Origin of the sequence: Streptomyces sp. NPDC005202 (genome assembly GCF_040608235.1) — a bacterium.
In the GTDB taxonomy this organism is placed as follows: Bacteria; Actinomycetota; Actinomycetes; order Streptomycetales; family Streptomycetaceae; genus Streptomyces.
Genome location: NZ_JBEXHW010000046.1, coordinates 16,967 through 36,288, shown reverse-complemented (window position 1 = coordinate 36,288; position 19,322 = coordinate 16,967). Strand labels below are relative to the sequence as shown.

Annotated in this window: 11 protein-coding genes and 5 pseudogenes; 7 read left to right on the top strand and 9 right to left on the bottom strand. The window is 70.9% G+C overall.

Annotated elements, in window-relative coordinates:
• Window positions 1-126: 126 nt before the first annotated feature.
• The 3 genes from ABZV31_RS35040 to ABZV31_RS35030 all read right to left on the bottom strand — a co-directional run bounded on the left by ABZV31_RS35040 (window position 127) and on the right by ABZV31_RS35030 (window position 3,033).
• Complete coding sequence (locus tag ABZV31_RS35040) at window positions 127-1,542, bottom strand: glycoside hydrolase family 16 protein (protein WP_355900884.1); 1,416 nt, start codon at window positions 1,540-1,542, stop codon at window positions 127-129.
• 301 nt (window positions 1,543-1,843) lie between these two features.
• On the bottom strand, window positions 1,844-2,596 hold the full coding sequence (locus ABZV31_RS35035; RefSeq protein ID WP_355900883.1) for an IclR family transcriptional regulator: 753 nt from the start codon (window positions 2,594-2,596) through the stop codon (window positions 1,844-1,846).
• Complete coding sequence (locus ABZV31_RS35030) at window positions 2,593-3,033, bottom strand: MarR family transcriptional regulator (RefSeq protein WP_355900882.1); 441 nt, start codon at window positions 3,031-3,033, stop codon at window positions 2,593-2,595. The genes ABZV31_RS35035 and ABZV31_RS35030 overlap by 4 nt, the downstream gene beginning before the upstream one ends.
• Window positions 3,034-3,327: 294 nt before the next feature.
• On the opposite strand from ABZV31_RS35030, the gene ABZV31_RS35025 reads away from it, so the two are divergent.
• Genes ABZV31_RS35025 through ABZV31_RS35010 form a run of 4 tightly spaced genes read left to right on the top strand, consistent with a single transcriptional unit; the run spans window position 3,328 to window position 7,110 of the window.
• Window positions 3,328-4,245 carry an SDR family oxidoreductase gene (locus tag ABZV31_RS35025; protein ID WP_355900881.1) on the top strand — a complete coding sequence of 306 codons (918 nt, stop codon included), beginning with the start codon at window positions 3,328-3,330 and terminating at the stop codon, window positions 4,243-4,245.
• Entirely contained in the window at window positions 4,245-5,120 is an 876-nt protein-coding gene (locus ABZV31_RS35020) for an amidohydrolase family protein (RefSeq protein ID WP_355900880.1), read from the top strand. The genes ABZV31_RS35025 and ABZV31_RS35020 overlap by 1 nt, the downstream gene beginning before the upstream one ends.
• An 11-nt stretch (window positions 5,121-5,131) precedes the next feature.
• Window positions 5,132-6,640, top strand: coding sequence for an o-succinylbenzoate--CoA ligase (gene menE / locus ABZV31_RS35015; protein WP_355900879.1), 1,509 nt, complete (start codon window positions 5,132-5,134; stop codon window positions 6,638-6,640).
• A gap of 14 nt (window positions 6,641-6,654) precedes the next feature.
• Window positions 6,655-7,110 (top strand): MaoC family dehydratase, encoded by a 456-nt coding sequence (locus tag ABZV31_RS35010; RefSeq protein WP_355900878.1) that lies wholly within the window; start codon window positions 6,655-6,657, stop codon window positions 7,108-7,110.
• Window positions 7,111-7,192: 82 nt separating this feature from the next.
• Here ABZV31_RS35010 and ABZV31_RS35005 read toward each other — a convergent pair.
• The 6 genes and pseudogenes from ABZV31_RS35005 to ABZV31_RS34980 all read right to left on the bottom strand — a co-directional run.
• Window positions 7,193-7,923, bottom strand: a pseudogene (locus tag ABZV31_RS35005) (histidinol-phosphatase); the annotation flags it as partial.
• Window positions 7,919-8,490 (bottom strand): annotated as a pseudogene (locus tag ABZV31_RS35000) (Tat pathway signal sequence domain protein); the annotation flags it as partial. The pseudogenes ABZV31_RS35005 and ABZV31_RS35000, both read right to left, overlap by 5 nt.
• A 57-nt stretch (window positions 8,491-8,547) precedes the next feature.
• A pseudogene (locus ABZV31_RS34995) lies at window positions 8,548-11,489 on the bottom strand (glycoside hydrolase family 2 TIM barrel-domain containing protein).
• A pseudogene (locus ABZV31_RS34990) lies at window positions 11,489-12,157 on the bottom strand (carbohydrate ABC transporter permease); the annotation flags it as partial. The pseudogenes ABZV31_RS34995 and ABZV31_RS34990, both read right to left, overlap by 1 nt.
• A 1-nt stretch (window position 12,158) precedes the next feature.
• A pseudogene (locus ABZV31_RS34985) lies at window positions 12,159-12,803 on the bottom strand (sugar ABC transporter permease); the annotation flags it as partial.
• A 51-nt stretch (window positions 12,804-12,854) separates the two neighbouring features.
• On the bottom strand, window positions 12,855-13,958 hold the full coding sequence (locus ABZV31_RS34980; RefSeq protein ID WP_355900877.1) for a PfkB family carbohydrate kinase: 1,104 nt from the start codon (window positions 13,956-13,958) through the stop codon (window positions 12,855-12,857).
• A 161-nt stretch (window positions 13,959-14,119) separates the two neighbouring features.
• Between ABZV31_RS34980 and ABZV31_RS34975 the strand changes: the two genes are divergently transcribed.
• From ABZV31_RS34975 to ABZV31_RS34965, 3 genes are read left to right on the top strand one after another with little or no spacing between them, the layout of a single operon-like run.
• Complete coding sequence (locus ABZV31_RS34975; protein WP_355900887.1) at window positions 14,120-14,884, top strand: DeoR/GlpR family DNA-binding transcription regulator; 765 nt, start codon at window positions 14,120-14,122, stop codon at window positions 14,882-14,884.
• Window positions 14,881-16,218, top strand: coding sequence for a 6-phospho-beta-glucosidase (locus ABZV31_RS34970; protein ID WP_355900876.1), 1,338 nt, complete (start codon window positions 14,881-14,883; stop codon window positions 16,216-16,218). The genes ABZV31_RS34975 and ABZV31_RS34970 overlap by 4 nt, the downstream gene beginning before the upstream one ends.
• Before the next feature lie 21 nt (window positions 16,219-16,239).
• Complete coding sequence (locus tag ABZV31_RS34965; protein WP_355900875.1) at window positions 16,240-19,296, top strand: glycoside hydrolase family 38 C-terminal domain-containing protein; 3,057 nt, start codon at window positions 16,240-16,242, stop codon at window positions 19,294-19,296.
• Window positions 19,297-19,322 lie beyond the last annotated feature (26 nt).

The window sequence follows — 19,322 nt, the reverse complement described above, 5'->3', positions numbered from 1 at the left end:
TCGCTGCGCTGAGCGCTCCCTTGGGTGTGGGGTGCTGCGCTGCGCGCTCCCTGGGGTGCGGGGCCCCCCGCGCGCGTGGGGCCCCTCTCCTTTTCGGGGGGTGGCGGTTTCTTCGGGGGATGGCGGTCAGTGCCCGAAGTCGAACCAGTTGACGTTCACGAAGTCCGCCGGCTGTCCGCTGGTGAAGGTGAGGTAGACGTCGTGTGTGCCGGTGACCGAGCTGATGTTGGCCGGGACGGTCTGCCATGACTGCCAGCCGCCCGTGTTGGCCACCGCGAAGCTGCCGATGGGGGAGTTGGTGCGGCTGTCCAGGCGCACCTCGACCAGTCCGCTGACGCCGCTCGCCGCACCGCTCGCGACGCGTGCGTGGAACTGGGTGGCCGCCGTGGAGCCGAAGTTGACGCCCTTGTAGAGAACCCAGTCGCCGTTCGCCAGCGAGCCGATGTCCTGCCCGCCGCCGGTGTCGGTGGTCGTCTCGGTGCTCACGCCGCTCTGGCTGTCGTACGACTCGGCCTGGATGGCGCTGTAGGCGTCGCGGTTTCCGGACGGCGGAGGTGTGGTACCGCCCCCACCGCCCGTCGACTGGAGCACCTGCACATAGTCGACGACCATCGGGTGGTCGGGCTGGGTGTCGCCGTCCAGGCCGCCGCCGAGGGCGTCCGGGAAGCCGCCGCCCATGGCCACGTTCAGGATGACGAAGAAGCCGTGGTTGGTGGCGTTGGCCCAGGTGGTCGCGTCCATCTGGTTCGCCGTGACCGTGTGGTAGTTGACGCCGTCGACGTAGAAGCGGATCGCCTCCGGGCTCACCGAGCGGTCCCACTCCATGGCGTAGGTGTGGAAGCCGGACTGGCACGTACTGCCCGGACACGCCGTGGAGTTGCCGATGCCGGTGGTCTCGTTGCACGGGCCGCCGGGGTTGGTGCCGCAATGCATCGTGGCCCACACCTTGTTCAGCCCCTGGACGTTCTCCATGACGTCCAGCTCGCCGACGCCGGGCCAGTTCTGGTAGTTGCCGCGGTAGGGCGCGCCCAGCATCCAGAACGCCGGCCAGTAGCCCTCCGCCGCGGTGCCGGTGACGTTCGGCATCTGCAGGCGTGCCTCGACGCGCAGCTTGCCGCCGGCCGGGGGCTGGAAGTCGGTGCGGGTGGTCTCGATGCGGCCCGAGGTCCAGTGGCCGGCCGCGTCGCGGCGCGGGGTGATGAGCAGGTTTCCGTTGCCGTCCAGCGAGACGTTGTTCGTGCTGGAGGTCATGGTCTCGACCTCGCCGGTGCCCCAGTTGGCGGCGCCGCCCGGATACGACGTCCCGGTGTCGTACTGCCAGTTGGAGGTGTTGACGCCGGAGCCGGCGGCGCCGTTGAAGTCGTCGAGGAAGACCTGGGTCCAGCCCGACGGGGGCGTGGGCGCGGAGGCGTTGGCCGGCAGGGTCGCGACGGTGGCGGCCGCCGCCGCGAGACCCAGGGTGCCAAGGACGGCGACGAGCGCCCGCCGTGCGGAGCGGCGTCTGCGGTGGGTGCCGGAGGGTGTGCCGGAGAATTCGCTCATGGGGGTGCCTCTCGGGTACGGAGCGGAAGCGCGGGAGCCTTGCTCGAGGGCGCCGGCGGGTCCTTGAGAGCGCTCTCAAGCGGTGTTGCGCCGCTAATGTGCTCTCGGCCACCCCCGTCGTCAAGAGTTAAAACAAAGAAAGTCCTTTCGCTGTACGGGAGTTCAGCAGATGAAGGAGGAGTTTTCCGGGATGTCGGGCCCGACGCCCCCTGGACCGGCCCGGGGGAGCGACCGCTGATCGCGTGAAGCTGCTCGGCGCCTGACCGCTGAGGTCAGCCTGCAGGCCTGCCGACCGCGAGGCTCAGGTCCGCTCCGGCTGCCATCCCAGTGCCCGCGAGATTCCGCGTGCCGCGAGCCGGACCGCCGGGACCAGGACCGGTACCTGTGCGTCGGCCTGCGGCACCACGACGGACACCGCGGCCACCACCGACCCGCCCGGCCCGCGCACCGGAGCCGCCACCGACAGCGCGTCGTCGGTGACCTGACGGCTGCTCACCGCCACACCGGTCCGCCGGACCTCGGCCAGCACGCGGCGCAGCCGCACCGGATCGGTGACGGTGTACGGCGTGAAGGAGGCCAACGGGCCCGCGCAGTACTGCTTCTGGAACTCCGGGTCGCCGTGCGCGAGCAGCACGAGCCCCACCCCGGTGGCGTGCAGCGGCCAGCGCGCGCCGATGCGGATGTGGACGCCGACCGCCGAACGCCCGGAGATCCACTCGATGTAGACGACCTCCGCCCCGTCCTGCACCGCCATCTGCACGTTCTCGTGCGTCGCCTCGTACAGGTCCTCCAGGTACGGCAGCGCGATCTGCCGCAGCGCCAGCCCGCGCGGCGCGAGGGCCGCGACCTCCCACAGCCTGAGCCCCACGTGGTACGCGCCGGAGGCGTCCCGCTCCAGGGCGCCCCATTCGGTCAGCGCCCCCACGAGCCGGTGCGCGGTGGTCAGGCTGAGTCCGGCCCGGCGGCTGATGTCCGTCAGGGACAGCGCCGGGTGCTCGTGGTCGAACGCGGCCAGCACCGACAGCAGCCGGTCCGGCGCCGAGCGGGTGGTCATGGCCGCGCGTCGTCGCCGAGGCCCGCCTCCGCCACCCGCAGCAGCAGCGCGTGCAGGGTCTCCCGCTCGGCCGGGTTCAGGGGGCCCAGGAGGTCGTTCGTCACGCGCCGACCCGCCTCGTCGGTGCCGCGCAGGAAGGCTCGGCCGTCCTCGGTGAGGACGACGATCCTGCTGCGGCGGTCGTCGGGGGAGGGACGACGCTCGGCGAAGCCCAGCTTCTCCAGGTCGTCGACCAGGCCCACGATCGCGCTCGGGTCGTAGCCGAGCCGGGCGCTGAGCTCCCGCTGGAGGGCTCCCTCGGAGCCGGCGAGGAAGCGCAGCACCGCGTAGTGGCGCAGACGCAGCCCCGACTCCTGCAGGAAGGCGTTGAACAGCTGCCCGGAGCGCAGGCCCAGGCGGTACAGGAGGTAGCCCGTGTCCGCATGCAGCCCGCGCATCCACGGCTCGTGCGCGTCGATCGGAGCGGGGTTCAGGGACTGTTGCTGGCGGGCGATGGCGGGCTCCCGGGTCGAGGCCCCGAAGGGGGCGGTTTCCGTGTGTGCTCCCAGAATGGCGTACCGGGCCGGTCGGCAACAACTATTGACGTCAACAATTATTGCTCTTAGCTTCGATCTCGTAGTCGCACCTCTCCGCCACCGCGGCCGGTGGCCGCCGCTCGCCGCCATCACACCCGGTGGCCGCGCCTCGCCACTGCGACCGCCCGTGGTCGTCTCTTGCGAAGGGATCCGCCCGTGTCCAGCATCGATCTGACCGGCAAGGCCGCCGTCGTCACTGGCAGCGGCCGCGGCCTCGGCCTCGCCTACGCGCACGCCCTGGCCGCCCACGGAGCGTCCGTGGTCGTCAACGACATCGACGAGGCCGTGGCCGAGCAGGCCGTGAAGTCCATCTCCGAGGCGGGCGGCACCGCCGTGGCCGAGGTGGTGCCGGTCGGCACCTCTGACGCCGCCGACCGGCTGGTGGGCCGTGCCGTCGAGGAGTTCGGCCGGCTGGACGTCCTGGTCACCAACGCGGGCATCCTGCGCGACAAGGTTCTGTGGAAGATGACCGACGACGACTTCGACGCGGTGATCACCACCCACCTCCGGGGCACCTTCACCTGCGCCCGCGCCGCCGCCGTGCGCATGCGCGAGCAGGGGGAGGGCGGCACCCTCATCCTGGTCGGCTCGCCGGCCGGCCAGCGCGGCAACTTCGGGCAGACGAACTACGCCGCCGCCAAGGCCGGCATCGCCGCCATGGCCCGCACCTGGTCGATGGAGCTGGCCCGGGCGGACATCACCGTCAACGCGATCGTGCCGGTCGCCGCCACTGCGATGACCGAGACCATCCCCGCCTTCGCCCCGTACATCGAGGCCATGAGGAACGGCGAGCCGCTGCCGGACTTCCTCCGCAAGGGCGAGGGCTTCGGCACCCCCGAGGACTGCGCCGCCCTCGTGGCCTTCCTCGCCTCCGAGGCGGCGCGCGGCATCACCGGCCAGGCGATCGGCATCGGCGGTGACAAGGTGGCACTCTGGTCGCATCCGCAGGAGATCAGGGCGGCTTACGCCGACGGCGGCTGGAGCCCCGATGCCCTGGCCGACGCCTGGCGCACCTCGGTCGGCGCCGAGCCGCAGACGGTCGGCATCCCCGCGCCCAGGCTTCCGGAGGCGTGATGGACCTCGAGCACCTCGTCGCGATCGACGTCCACACCCACGCGGAGGTCTCCGCCAAGGGGCACTCCTCCCTGGACGACGACCTGCACGACGCCTCCTCCGCCTACTTCAAGGTCGAGGGCAAGCGGAAGCCGACCCTGGAGGAGACCGCGGCCTACTACCGCGAGCGGAAGATGGCCGCCGTGATCTTCACGGTGGACGCCGAGTCCGCCACCGGCACCGAGCCCGTCCCCAACGAGGAGGTCGCCGAGGCGGCCGCCGCCAACCCGGACGTCCTCATCCCCTTCGCCTCCATCGACCCCTTCCGCGGCAGGGCGGGCGTGCAGCAGGCCCGTCGGCTGGTCGAGGAGTACGGGGTGAAGGGCTTCAAGTTCCACCCCAGCATCCAGGGTTTCTTCCCCAACGACCGCTCGGTGGCGTACGACCTGTACGAGGTGATCGAGGAGACCGGGACCATCGCACTCTTCCACACCGGGCAGACGGGGATCGGTGCAGGCGTCCCGGGCGGTGGCGGCATCCGGCTGAAGTACTCCAACCCCCTGCACGTGGACGACGTCGCCGCCGACTTCCCGCACCTGAAGATCATCCTGGCGCACCCGTCCTTCCCCTGGCAGGACGAGGCCCTCGCCGTCGCCACGCACAAGCCGGGCGTGCACATCGACCTGTCCGGCTGGTCGCCGAAGTACTTCCCGCCGCAGCTGGTGCAGTACGCCAACACGCTGCTGAAGGACAAGGTCCTCTTCGGCTCCGACTTCCCCGTCCTCACCCCCGACCGCTGGCTCGCCGACTTCGAGAAGCTGTCGATCAAGGACGAGGTCAAGCCGAAGATCCTCAAGGAGAACGCCGCCCGCCTGCTCGGGCTGACGAAAGCGTAAAGGGTTGTGAGATGCGCAACGAGGGACTGGGGTCATGGCCCGCACGCCGGGCCCGCAAGACCCCGCACCGCACCGCCCTGATCCACGGTGAGCAGTCGACCGACTACCGCACACTGCATACGCGCACCACCCGCCTCGCCCACGCCCTGCGCACCCGGGGCGTGCGCCGCGGCGACCGTATCGCCTACCTCGGCCCCAACCACCCCTCCTTCCTTGAGACGCTGTTCGCGGCGGGCACCCTCGGCGCGGTCTTCGTCCCGCTCAACACCCGCCTCGCCGGCCCGGAGATCGCCTACCAGCTCGCCGACTCCGGCGCGAAGGCCCTCGTCCACGCCCCTTCCCACGCCGGACTCGTGGCCGCACTGCCGGGCAGCACGGACGTCCGGACGTACATCGAGGTCGGCGCGGAGTACGAGGAGGCGGTGGCCTCCGCCGCGGACGACTTCATCGACGAGCCGGTCGGCGCCGACGACACCTGCATCATCATGTACACCTCGGGGACGACCGGCCGCCCCAAGGGCGCCATGCTCACCCACGGCAACCTGACCTGGAACGCCGTCAACGTCCTGGTGGACACCGACCTGACCGCCGACGCACGCGCCCTGGTCTCCGCCCCGTTGTTCCACACGGCCGGGCTGAACATGCTGACCCTGCCGGTGCTGCTGAAGGGCGGCGCCTGCATCCTGGTCGAGGCCTTCGACCCCGACACCACCTTCGACCTGATCGAACGGCACCGGATCACCTTCATGTTCGGGGTGCCGACGATGTTCGACCAGGTGGCCCGCCACCCCCGCTGGCCGGAGGCCGACTTGTCCTCCCTACGGATCCTCACCTGCGGCGGCTCCCCGGTCCCGACCCCGCTGATCGAGGCGTACCAGGAGCGCGGCCTGACCTTCCTCCAGGGCTACGGCATGACCGAGGCCGCGCCCGGGACCCTGTTCCTGGACGCCGAACACGTTGTCGGCAAGGCCGGTTCGGCGGGCGTGCCGCACTTCTTCAGCGACGTACGGGTGGTGCGGCCGGACATGACGCCGGTCGATGTCGGCGAGACCGGCGAGGTCGTGGTGCGCGGGCCGCACGTGATGCCCGGCTACTGGGGGCTGCCCGAGGAGACGGCCGCCTCCTTCGCCGAGGGCTGGTTCCGCAGCGGGGACGCGGCCCGGGTCGACGAGGACGGATACGTGTACATCGTCGACCGTATCAAGGACATGATCATCTCCGGTGGGGAGAACATCTACCCCGCCGAGATCGAGGACCTGCTCCTCGCCCACCCCGACATCGTCGAGTGCGCGGTCATCGGCGTACCGGACGACAAGTGGGGTGAGGTGCCGCGCGCGGTCGTCGTCCCGCGCGAGGGTGCCGAGCTGGACCCCGACGAGGTGCTCGCCTCCCTGGCCGGACGCCTCGCCAAGTACAAGATCCCCAAGTCGGTTGTGGTCGCGGACGAACTCCCGCGCACCGCCTCCGGAAAGCTCCTGAAGTCCCAGGTGCGCAAGCGCTACGGCAGCCAACTCTCCTAAGGAACACGCCTGTTATGAGCATCACCGTCAACGGTCTCGACGAACTGAAGAAGCTCGCCGGCAGCGACCTGGGCACCAGCGACTGGCTCGAGATCACGCAGGAGCGCATCAACACCTTCGCCGACGCGACCGACGACCACCAGTGGATCCACGTCGACCCCGAGCGGGCCGCGGAAGGTCCGTTCGGCGCGCCGATCGCCCACGGCTGTCTGACCCTCTCCCTCTTCATCCCGCTCTTCACCGAGCTGCTTCAGGTCGAGGGTGTGTCGACGAAGGTCAACTACGGCCTGAACAAGGTGCGTTTTCCCGCCCCGGTGAAGGTCGGCTCCCGCATCCGGCTGGTCGCCCGGCTCGCCTCGGTCGAGGAGGTGCCGGGCGGGGTGCAGATCGCCGTCGACGGCACGATGGAGATCGAGGGCGGCGCCAAGCCCGCCGCCGTCCTGCAGAGCCTGTCGCGGTTCTACGCCTGAGCGCCCCTGCCCGAAGGCGTATCACTGAAGGCGTATGTCTGAAGGCGTATGTCTGAAGGCGTATGTCTGAAGGGCCGGGCAGCCAGTCGCCGTTCTTCCAGGTGTCGAAGACGATCCCGTGGGCGTCGGAGTTGGTGGTGATCGTGTAGAGCTTCCCCTCGGCGAGCAGGGAGTCCTACAGCCCCGCCCACCGTCGCGGTCGCCCAGTCGAAGCCGCCGTACGTGAGATAGGCGTCCGCCGGACAACCGGCCCAGGACTGCGCCGACGGCTTGTTCTCATACTCGCCGCGGATCGACGTCGAGCTGCGCCGGCCGGGGAGGGCGGCGCCCTGCGCGCCCGGCGCGCCCTCCATGCCGATCATGATCTCGGGGGCCGCGTCCCGCCAGGTGCGGATCTCGTGCGGGGAGTCGATGCCCAGGCGGAGGGGGTGGTTGGCGATGACCAGGACGTCGTCGACGTAGCCGGAGCGGCGCTGCTGGGCCAGCCACTGGATGGCCTTGACGGCGTGCGCCTCGTTGCGGGCTGTGTCCGGGCTGGTCGGGGAGCCCTCGGAGTAGCCGAGGAGCTTGCCGTCGTAGGCGAGCTCGAACTGCGTCAGCAGGTCCACCTCGTGCGGGCCGGGCGCGACGAACACGGTGGCGTGCTCGGCGGCCGGGATGTACCACTCCAGACCCTGGAAAATCAGCTGGCGCTGGTTCGCCGCCCGCGCCTTCAGGATCTCCTCGTGCTCCCTCTTCGCGCCGGGCGTGCCCGAAGTTGGAGTGCTCGTTGAACACCATCCAGTCCAGGCCGTACTGGGCGGCGGCCGCGGCCGGCGGCCCGGAAGAGGTGGTAGGTGTGGTAGCCGTCGTCGGACGCGCCCCCGAACGTCTTCCTGCCCTGGAAACGCTGCGGGCCGAACGCGTCGAGGTACGGCGTCGAGCCGCGCTGGTCGTCGGTCGACGACTTCACGTCGTGGTTGCCGGCGAGGACGCTGTAGCCGACGCCCCGCCGGTCGAGGATCCCGAACGCCTCGCCGATCGCGGCGAACTCCTCCCGGGCGCCGTTCTGGGTGAGGTCGCCGAGGTGCGCCAGGAAGACGATGTTCTCGTCCCTGCCGTGCTCCAGCAGATAGCGCAGGGACGCCTCGACGGGTGCCCTGTCGATGCTCGGCCCGTCGAAGAGGTACGGGGTGTCGGGCATCACGGCGAGCGTGAAGCGCCGGCTGTCGGGATCGGGCCGCCGGCGGTCCGCCGCGGCCGGCGCCGCCTCGGCCGCGGCCGGCAGGGCGACCTGGGCCGTTGCGGCCGCTCCCGCAGCGCGGTGGCCCGGAGGAAACCACGTCTTCCGGCACCGGCCTGCGCGGCCTCGCCCTGGTCGCGCTCAGGCGACGTACACACGTGTGCTCCGTGGGTCTCCGTGAGAAGAAGGGCAGAGAAGAAGGACAGTCGGGGGATTCAGAGAACGCGCAGGGTCCAGCTCCAGCGGTGAACGCCCGCTGCGATGCGGTACGACGGTGAGGTGTCGGGCCCGCAGGAGGCCGTGCCCAGCCCGCGGTGCGCCGCGTCGAGGTGCACTATGCAGCCGGGGCGCGGCACCAGCTCGTCGTGGTGGGCGGCGGCGGTCAGGTCCTCGGCGCGGTAGCGGGTGACGGAGACCTGGCGGGGCTCGTCCAGCTCGACCGCGAGGCCGGTGGCGTCCGGCGCCGACAGCGTGAAGCGGCGGACCCCGTGCCGGCCGCCGCTCTCCTGCGGGCGCAGGTACGGGGTGAACAGCTCGTCGACGGGCATCGAGTAGTGGCCCACGGGCGCCCCCACACTGCGGTCCGGGTACGACTCCCAGGGCCCCTGCCCGAACCACTCCAGCAGCTCGAGACCCGCCACCGTCTCGAAGACCGACCCGACCCGCGCCACGTCGTCGAACTCGTCGGGCAGTTCGGCCGACTCCTCGATCCGGAGGCCGCCCTCGACCGGCGTGAACACCTGCCGGTGACGGACCACGCCGATCGGGCCGGCGTACTCGGTCAGCACGGTCACCCGGCCGCTGTCCCGCTGGACGGAGACCGGCTTGCGGACGAGGGCGTCCAGCCCCCACGCCCGCCAGCGCGGCGCGATCCCGCCCAGCTCGTCGTTGTCGGTGGGCGCCCGCCACAGCGACAGCGTGGGGGCGGCGGTCAGCAAGGGATGGACCAGGAGCCCGTCCGCGTCCACCTCGACGGTCCGGCCCGGCACGGCGACGGCCGGCGCGAGCGGAGCCGGCGCGCGCAGCCGCACCTGCGGCGCACACACCTCCGTGCCGCGCGGCGCCCAGGGCAGGTCCTCCGCCGTCGTCACCCGCAGCGTCAGCCAGGCCTCGCCCCCGTCCTCGGGCAGCTCGAACGGCAGCGGCACCGCCGCCGTCTCGCCCGGACGCAGCGCGGGCAGGGCGGCCGGCGCGGTCAGGGTGCCGCCGTCGGCGAGGGACAGCTCCCACTCGGCGGACAGCCAGTCCAGTCCGCGGAAGTGCTGGTGATTGCCGATGACGAGCCCCTCGTGCCGGAAGCACTCCAGCCGCACGGGCGCGGCGATCTCCCGGTGCTCGTACAGCGCGGGCTTCGGCGTGCGGTCGGGGAAGACCACGCCGTCCGCGATGAACGCGCCGTCGTGGACCGCCTCGCCGAAGTCGCCGCCGTACGCCCACCGGTGACCGGGCGCGGCGGCACCGTTGTCGTACAGCCCGGCGCCCGCACGCCCGGCCGGTCTTCCGTCACTCACGCGCTGGAGGATGCCGTGGTCCCAGAACTCCCAGATGAAGCCGCCCTGAAGACCCGGGGTGGACTCGATGGCCGCCCAGTGGTCGGCGAGCGTGCCGTTGCTGTTGCCCATGGCGTGCGAGTACTCGCACAGGATCAGCGGCTTGGTCTGCTCCCGGACAGGGCGTGCGCGACGCAGTCCTCGATCGGCGCGTACATCGGGCAGGCGATGTCGGAGGCCAGGTCCGGGTCCGCCCAGCCGCGCTTGGCGGCGCCCTCGTACTGAATCGGCCGCGTCGGATCGTGCCGGCGCACCCAGCCCGCCGCCGCGTCGTGGTTTGCGCCGTAGTCGGACTCGTTGCCCAGCGACCAGATGATGACCGACGGGTGGTTCTCGTCCCGCAGCACCATGCGTGAGACCCGATCGACGAAGGCGTTGAGATAGCGCGGGTCGTCGGCGATCTCGTGGGCGTGGTCGTGGGACTCGATGTCCGCCTCGTCGACGACGTAGAAGCCGAGTTCGTCGGCGAGGTCGTACAGCGCCGGGTCGTTCGGGTAGTGGGAGGTGCGGATCGCGTTGAAGCCGAAGCGCTTGAGCAGGCACAGGTCCGCTCGCATGTCGTCGTACGACACCGTACGGCCGGTCAGCGGATGGAAGTCGTGCCGGTTGACACCCCGGATGAAGACGCGCTCCCCGTTGACCAGCAGGTCCCGGCCGACGATCTCGACGTCGCGGAAGCCGATCCGGTGGCGGGAGGTGTCGGCGACCGTGCCGTCGGCGCGGTGCAGCCGGAGGGTCAGGTCGTACAGCTCGGGCGCCTCGGCGGTCCAGGTGCGCACCCCGGGGACGGTGGCGCGGATCCGTGCCTCGCCGAGGAAGGCGGAGACGCGCTCGTCCTCGGCGTTGGCGCGGTCGAAGTCCTCGTCCTGCGCGAGGGGGCGACCGTCCAGCTCCCCGCTGACGCACCACCCCTCGGGCAGCGCCCCGTCCGCGTTGCGCACCCGGCAGTCCACGCGCAGCTCGCCGTCCCGCCGCGCCCGCACGGTCACGTCGGCGAGGTGCAGCCGATCCGTGGCGTACAGCAGCACCGAGCGGGTGATCCCGCCGTGCCACCACTGGTCCTGGTCCTCGATGTGCGAGGCGTCCGACCACTTCACCACGGTCAGCCGTACGACGCTCCGCTCGCCCGCGCGGACGACTCCCGTCAGGTCGAACTCGGCGGCCAGATGGGAGTCCTTGGAGAGGCCGACGGGCCGCCCGTCCACGTGCACCAGCAGCACGCTCTCGGCGGCGCCCACCTGGAGCACGATCCGGTGTCCGGCCCACTCGGTCGGCACGTCGACCTCGCGCTCGTAGACGCCCGTCGGATTGTCCACGGGCGACCCCGGCGGGAATTGCGCATACGGCATACGGACGTTCGTGTACTGCGGGCGGTCGTCCGTGTCCTGCATGGTCCAGACACCCGGCACGTATGCCGACGACCACACATCGCCGTCCGGCGCGTCCGGCGCGGCCAGCAGCTGGAACCGCCACTCGCCGTCCAGCAGCAGGGCCCCGGAGCGGCGGTCGACCGCATGCATCGGCAGCCGCCCCCAGGAGGTCACCTCGGGTGCCTCCCAGGGGCGCAGCGCGATCAACGGGTCGTTCGGCCGCGGATCCCCGGGCATCAGCGGATGGCCCCCTTGGCGAGGTCGCCGATGATCTGCCGGGCGCCGACCGCGAACACGATCAGCAGGGGCACGAGGGCGAGAAGGGCGCCGGTCATCACCATGCCGTAGTCGGTCGTTCCGTGGGTGCCGTTGAGCTGGGACAGGGCCACCTGGAGGGTGATGTTGTCCGGGTTGGTCAGGGCGATCAGCGGCCAGGCGTAGTCGTTCCACTGACCCATGAACGTGAAGATGCCGAGGAAGGCCAGGCCGGGGCGGACGACCGGGAGGGCCACGTGCCAGTACTGGCGCAGGAAGGTCGCCCCGTCGATGCGCGAGGCGTCGAGCAGCTCGTCGTGGATCGCGCCCTTCATGTACTGACGCATCCAGAAGATGCCGAACGCGTTGGCCGCCGCCCACACGATCAGCGCGGTCATCGAGCCGATCCAGCCGAGCTTCGCCATGATCACGAACTGCGGGATGGCCGCCAGCTGCGCCGGCACCATGAAGATGACCATGAGCAGCGCGAACAGCACCCTGCGGCCGGGAAACTCGAACTTCGCGAAGACGAACGCCGCCAGCGAGTCGAAGAGCAGGACCAGGAAGGTCACCGAGCCCGCCACCAGCAGCGAGTTGAACATCGAGCCGAAGAAGTCGATGTTGTCGAAGAGATGGCGGGCGTTCTGGACTTGCGCCGTCCATGCGCGCCGCCTCGTACAGCTCGCTCGGGATGGTCTGCAGACCCGCGAGGAAGATGATCGCGTTGTAGCCGGTCCACTGCCAGGTCATCAGCGTGGCGACGGCGACCTTGATGCCCCACGGGGTGTTCAGCCAGGCCACCTGGTCAAGACCGACGGCCTGCAAAAGAGCGTTCACCAGGCCGAAGTTGGTGGAGAACACCGAAGCGAAGATGATCGCGACGGCGACCACCGAGGTGACATTCGGCAGGAAGTACGCGAAGCGGTAGACGTTCTTGAAGCGGACCGCCGAGTTGAGCATCACGGCCGTCACCAACGCCAGGAAGACCATGGGGAAGGTGGCCAGCGCCCAGATGACGATCGTGTTCCCGACCGAGCTCCAGAAGTCGCTGTCGCTCAGCAGGTACTGGTACTGCGAAAGACCCGCCCACTCCATCGAACCGAGGCCGTCCCAGCGGTGGAGCGAGACGTACAGCGAGAAGCCGACGGGGATCAGGCCGAAGCCCAGGAAGAGCAGGTAGAACGGGGAGATCGCGGCATAGAGGTGCCAGTACGTGCGCCAGCCCTTCCTGGGCTGCACGGCGGGCGTGTCCGCCAGGGCCGCCGGGGGCTTCTCCAGTGCGGGGACGGTGGCCATCAGTAGCTCACCCCCAGGTGCTTCGCGATACGCCGGCACTTGCTCATGGCGTCACTCCAGGCCTTCTTCGGGTCCTTGCCGAGGACGCCGACGTTCTTGATCTCGTCCTTGAGGGGCTGTCCGAGCGCCACGTCGTACGGGCTGTTGTAGGCGACCGCGATCTTCTGCGCGGCGGGCCCGAAGACGTCCATCGTGATCTGGCCGCCGAAGAACGGGTCGGGCTCGCGCAGCTGCTTCAGGCCGTACGAGGCGGGGGTGGAGGGGAAGAGCCCGGCGTCGACGAAGCCCCGGGCCTGGTTGGCCGCGTTCAGGATCCAGGTGATGATCTCGAAGGCCTGCTCGGGCTCCCGGCACGCCCAGCGGCCAGCCGCCGAGCGAGGCCGCGACGAAACTCGCGCCGAAGACGTCCCCGGCGCCCGTGGCGTCCAGGACGTCGATGTCGAGGGCCGGGACCTCCGCGTACTCGCCCGTCGTCTGGTCCACCGCCACCGCGCCGTCGCCGCCGCGCGTCACCACGGCGACCGGAACCAGCTCGGCGAGCGTGCCCAGCGCGGCGGACGCGCTGTCGGTACGGGTGTAGGCCATGGCCTCGGTCTCGTTGGGGAGGAAGGCGTGGCACAGGGAGAGCTGGTCGAGGAGGTCGGCGGACCACTGCTGGGTCGGGTCCCAGCCGACGTCGGCGTAGATGTGCGTGCCGTTGGCGGCGGCCTTGGCGAGCCACTGGCGCGGCTCGGCCTCGATGTGCACCAGGGCGGTGCGTGCCTCGGGCGGGTCGTCCATGAGCACGTCCTGCGAGAACGGCGGTTCCTGGCCGTGGGTGACCAGGGCCCGGTCGTGGCCGTAGGCGAGGGAGACGGTGACCGGGGTGGGCCAGCCGTCCGCCGCGCGGGAGAGCGAGAGGTCGACGCCCTCCTGGCCGGCGAGGAGCTCGTGGCAGTACGCGCCGTAGAAGTCGTCGCCGAAGACCGTGGCCAGCGAGGTCTTCAGGCCGAAGCGGGCGGCGGCCACCGCCAGGTTGGCGATGCCGCCCGGGCCGCAGCCCATGCCCGCCGTCCAGATCTCCTCGCCCGGCGTCGGCGGCTTGCCCAGTCCGGTGAGGACGAGGTCGTAGAAGAGCAGCCCGGTCAGCAGCACGTCGGGCCGGTCGTCGTCCACGCGCACGTCCTCTCGGTCGGAAGCAAGCCCGGGGACCCGGCCCGCTCGTCAGAACCCTTCAAATTCGGTGCACGGAATCGTGCGCTCCGCCGCGGGATTGGTCAATAGTCGAGCGGAATCGAGCATAGAAATGATTGAAGATGACGAGTAGTGTTCACGGCGTGCTGGCAGAACGACGACACCAACTCATCCTGCGGGCCCTGCGCTCCGGCGGCCCCACGGCCGTGACCGATCTCTCCGAGCAACTGGGGGTGAGCCCCGCCACGATCAGGCGCGACCTGGTCAAGCTGGAGGAGGACGGCCTGCTCACGCGCGTGCACGGCGGCGCCGTCGTGGAGGAGGGCGACCAGCCCTTCGCCGAGGTCGCCGAGGTGCGCGTGCCCGAGAAGGACGCCATAGCCGCGCACGCGGCGGCGATGGTCGAGGACGGTCAGTCGGTGCTGCTGGACATCGGCACCACCGCCTACCGGCTCGCCCGGCAGCTGCACGGCCGCCGCCTCACCGTGATCACCAGCAACCTGGTGGTCTACGAGGAGCTCGCCGACGACGAGGGCATCGAACTGGTGCTGCTGGGCGGCATGGTCCGCCGCGAGTACCGCTCGCTGGTCGGCTTCCTCACCGAGGACAACCTGCGCCAGCTCCACGCGGACTGGCTCTTCCTCGGTACCAGTGGAGTGCGGCCGGGCGGGCAGGTGATGGACACGACCGTCGTCGAGGTGCCGGTGAAGCGGGCCATGATCGGGGCCGGCGACAAGATCGTCCTGCTCGCCGACTCCGCCAAGTTCCCGGGCACGGGCATGGCGAAGGTCTGCGGTCCCGAGGACCTGGACGTGGTGGTGACGAACGCGCCGGTGGACGCGGCGACGCACTCCTCGCTGCAGGAGGCGGGCGTCGAGGTGGTCGTGGCGGGAAAGGTACAGGCGTGAGGCTGACGATTCTGGGCGGCGGCGGATTCCGGGTGCCGCTCGTGTACGGGGCGCTGCTCGGCGACCGCGCCGAGGGCCGGGTCACCCAGGTCGTGCTGCACGACCTCGACGCCGGGCGGCTGTCGGCGGTGACCCGGGTGCTGGCCGAGCAGGCGGCCGGGGTGCCCGACGCACCCGAGGTGACCGCCACCACCGACCTCGACGAGGCCCTGCGCGGCGCCGACTTCGTCTTCTCCGCGATCCGCGTCGGCGGACTGGAGGGGCGGGCGAACGACGAGCGGGTGGCGCTCGCCGAGGGCGTGCTCGGGCAGGAGACGGTCGGCGCGGGCGGCATCGCCTACGGTCTGCGGACGGTTCCCGTCGCCGTCGACATCGCCCGGCGCGTGGCCCGGCTCGCCCCCGACGCCTGGGTCATCAACTTCACCAACCCCGCCGGACTGGTCACCGAGGCCATGTCCCGCCACCTCGGCGACCGCGTCATCGGCATCTGCGACTCCCCGGTCGGCCTCGGCCGCCGTATCGCCCGCGTGCTCGGCGCCAACCCGAAGGAGGCGTGGATCGACTACGTCGGCCTCAACCACCTCGGCTGGGTGCGCGGCCTGCGCGTCGCCGGGCGGGACGAACTCCCGCGCCTGCTGGCCGACCCCGACCTGCTCGGCTCCTTCGAGGAGGGCAAGCTCTTCGGCGTCGAGTGGCTGCAGTCCCTGGGCGCGATCCCCAACGAGTACCTGCACTACTACTACTTCAACCGGGAAGCCGTACGGGCCTACCGTGAGGCCGAGAAGACCCGCGGCGCCTTCCTGCGTGACCAACAGGCCCGGTTCTACGAGGAGATGAAGAACCCGGAGGCCTCGGCCCTGGCGGCCTGGGAGCGCACCCGCGCCGAGCGCGAGGCCACCTACATGGCCGAGAACCGGGAGACCGCGGGCGCCGGTGAACGCGACGCCGACGACCTCTCCGGCGGCTACGAGAAGGTCGCCCTCGCCCTGATGCGGGCCATCGCCCGCGACGAACGCACCACGCTGATCCTCAACGTCCGCAACCGCAGCACCCTGTCGGTGCTCGACTCCGAGGCGGTCATCGAGGTGCCGTGCCTGGTCGACGCGAGCGGCGCGCACCCGGTGTCGGTCGACCCGCTGCCGGACCACGCCACCGGTCTGGTCTGCGCGGTCAAGGCGGTCGAGCGCGAGGTGCTCGCCGCGGCCGGGTCGGGCTCCCGTACGACGGCGGTCAAGGCCTTCGCGCTGCACCCGCTCGTCGACTCCGTGAACGTCGCCAGGCGGCTCGTCGACGGCTACACCGCCGTCCACCCCGGCCTCGCGTACCTCAAGTAGACCTGTCAGGAGAGCTGTTCCATGCACGACGAACGCCGCCGGATCGAGGAGCGCGTCGAACGCCTCCACCACCAGCGCATCAAGCCCGCGATCTACGCGGCCACCGTCCCCTTCGAGGTCGAGGCCTGGCAGGCACCGGGGGAGCCGGTCCCGTTCGAGGAGGCGGACGCGGCGCCGTACGAGCCCTTCGCCATGGACACCCCGTGGGGCCCGCCCTGGGGCACGACCTGGTTCCGGATGCGCGGGCAGGTGCCCGCCGAGTGGGCCGGGAGGCGTGTCGAGGCGGTCATCGACCTCGGCTTCGTGGGCGACTGGCCCGGCAACCAGGCCGAGGCCCTCGTCCACCTCGCCGACGGCACCCCCCTGAAGGCGGTCAACCCGCTCAACCAGTACGTGCCGATCGCCAACCCGGCAGCGGGCGGCGAGGAGATCCACTACCTGGTGGAGGCGGCCTCCAATCCCGACATCCTCGCCAACGACTTCGCGGGCCCCACCCCGCTCGGCGATGTCCTCACGGCCGGGGACAAGCCCCTCTACACCTTCAGGCGCGCCGACATCGCGATCCTGGACGAGGAGGTCTGGCACCTCGACCTGGACGTCCAGGTGCTGCGCGAGCTGATGCTGGAGCTCGGCGAGCACGACCCGCGCCGGCACGAGATCATGCACGCGCTCGACCGGGCCATGGACGTCCTCGACCTGGACGACATCTGCGGCTCGGCGGCCGCGGTCCGCGAGGTACTCAGGCCGGTGCTGTCCAAGCCCGCGCACGCCAGCGCGCACACCGTCTCCGGCGTCGGCCACGCGCACATCGACTCCGCCTGGCTGTGGCCGATCCGCGAGACCAAGCGCAAGACGTCCCGCACCTTCTCCAACGTGACGTCCCTGGCCGACGAGTACGAGGAGTTCGTCTTCGCCTGCTCCCAGACCCAGCAGTACGAGTGGGTGCGCGACAACTACCCGCAGCTGTGGGCCCGCATCCAGGAGTCGGTCAAGAAGGGGCAGTGGGCGCCGGTCGGCGGCATGTGGGTCGAGGCCGACGGCAACCTGCCCGGCGGCGAGGCCCTGGCCCGCCAGCTCATCCACGGCAAGCGGTTCTTCATCGAGCACTTCGGCATCGAGACCAAGGGCGTGTGGCTGCCGGACTCCTTCGGCTACAACGCGGCCTACCCGCAGCTGGCCAAGCTCGCCGGCAACGAGTGGTTCCTCACCCAGAAGATCTCCTGGAACCAGACCAACAAGTTCCCCCACCACACTTTCTGGTGGGAGGGCATCGACGGCACCCGCATCTTCACCCACTTCCCGCCGGTCGACACCTACAACGCCTGCTTCAGTGGCGAGGAGATGGCCCGCGCGGTGCGCAACTACTCGGAGAAGGGCGGCGCCACGCGCTCCCTCGCGCCCTTCGGCTGGGGCGACGGCGGTGGCGGCCCCACCCGCGAGATCATGGAACGGGCCCGCCGCCTGCGGGACTTGGAGGGCTCCGCGAAGGTCGAGGTGGAACACCCCGACGCGTTCTTCGCGAAGGCTCGCGCCGAGTACCCCGACGCACCGGTCTGGGTCGGCGAGCTCTACCTGGAGCTGCACCGCGCCACCTACACCACCCAGGCCCGCACCAAGCAGGGCAACCGCCGGTCCGAACACCGTCTGCGCGAGGCAGAGTTGTGGGCGACGACGGCCGCGTTGCACGCGCCGGGCTACGTGTATCCGTACGAGAAGCTGGACCGGCTGTGGAAGACGGTGCTGCTGCACCAGTTCCACGACATCCTGCCGGGCTCGTCCATCGCCTGGGTGCACCGCGAGGCGGAGGCCGAATACGCTCGCGTGGCAGCGGAGTTGGAGGAGCTCACGGCCGAGGCGATCGCCGCGCTCGGCGGCGGCGGGACGCGGGTGTTCAACACGAGCCCGTTCGACCGGGCCGAGGTCATCCGTACGGCCGCCGGCGCGCCGATGTACGTCGAGGTGCCGGCCAACGGCACCGCTCCCGTGTCCGCCGAGCAGGTGCCCGCTTCCGTGACGGTCAGGGACCGCACCCTCGACAATGGCATCGTCCGTGTACAGGTGGCAGAAGACGGCACACTGTCTTCGGTATACGACCTCCGGGCGAACCGCGAGGTCCTGGCCGACAAGGGCAACCTGCTCCGCCTCCACACCGACCTGCCCAACTACTGGGACGCCTGGGACATCGACAAGCACTACAAGAACCGCTACACGGACCTGCTGGACGCCGAGTCGGTCACGGTGGTCGAGGAGGACCCGCTCCTCGGCGCGATCCGCGTGGAGCGGAGCTTCGGCAAGGGCTCGAAGATCACCCAGACCATCACCCTCCGCGCCGGCAGCCCCCGGATCGACTTCGAGACCGAGATCGACTGGCACGAGGCCGAGAAGTTCCTCAAGGCGGGCTTCCCGGTGGACATCCGGGCCCCGCACTCCTCCGCCGAGATCCAGTTCGGTCACGTCCAGCGGCCCACCCACACCAACACCAGCTGGGAGGCGGCCCGCTTCGAGGTCTACGGCCACCGCTGGGTGCACATCGGCGAGCCCGGCTACGGCGTCGCGGTCATCAACGACTCGACGTACGGCCACGACGTCTCCCGCACGGTCCGCGAGGACGGCGGTACGACCACCACGGTCCGCCTCAGCCTGGTGCGCGCCCCGCGCGTTCCCGACCCCGAGGCCGACCAGGGCCGCCACCGCTTCACCTACTCGCTGCTGCCCGGTGCGAGCATCGAGGACGCGGTCGCCGAGGGCTACGCCCTCAACCTGCCGCTGCGGGTGGCGGATTCGGCGGGCGCGCCCGAACCCGTGGTGTCCGTCGAGGGCAACGGCGTGACCGTCGAGGCGGTGAAGCTCGCCGACGACCGGTCCGGCGACGCCGTCGTACGGCTCTACGAGTCCCGGGGCGGCCGGGCGACCGGAGTGCTGCGCACCGGCTTCCCGCTGGCCGGCGCCCAGGTCACCGACCTGTTGGAGCGGCCGCTGGAGCCGGTGCGCACCGACGGCGACCGCGCGGTTCCCGTCGAGCTGCGGCCCTTCCAGATTCTGACGCTCCGTCTGGAGCGCGCCGCCACCGGCCGATAGCTCCGGCCCCCGGGGCGGGCGCGGTC